We start from the raw sequence: 478 nt of genomic DNA, 5'->3' as shown, positions 1-478 counted from the left end.
CCAGCCGTTTACCTCAGGTACGGAAATTACCGACGAGGGTGAATACACCTTGGTAGTTACCGATGCCTCGGGCAACTCAACCACGGTAAGTTTTACGGTTGACAAAACCGCGCCGGTAGTGACGGGCGTTGCAGACGGCGGATACTACAACGAAGACGTGACGGTAACCTTCGATGAGGGCACGGCGACATTGAATGGCGAGCCGTTTACCTCAGGTACGGAAATTACCGACGAGGGTGAATACACCTTGGTGGTTACCGACGAAGCAGGCAATTCAACAACGGTAAGCTTCACGGTTGACAAAACCGCGCCGGTAGTGACGGGCGTTGCAGATGGGGGTTACTACAACGAGGATGTAACGGTAACCTTCGATGAAGGCACGGCGACGCTGAACGGCCAGCCCTATGTGGCCGGTACGCCGATAACGGAAGAAGCAGAATACATTTTAGTGGTCACCGATGCATCAGGTAACGAGACC

1 protein-coding gene is annotated in these 478 nt (G+C 54.2%); it reads left to right on the top strand.

Annotation, left to right across the window (positions count from 1 at the left end; genetic code table 11):
• Nucleotides 1-478, top strand: a 478-nt coding sequence (locus JHJ32_RS22685; RefSeq protein ID WP_200123028.1) for a hypothetical protein, incomplete at both ends; no start/stop codon positions are given.

The organism is Parapedobacter sp. ISTM3, assembly GCF_016533505.1.
Lineage (GTDB): Bacteria > Bacteroidota > Bacteroidia > Sphingobacteriales > Sphingobacteriaceae > Parapedobacter > Parapedobacter luteus.
Note: the sequence above shows the minus strand (reverse complement) of the source record. Positions and strands in the feature narration are given on the sequence as shown.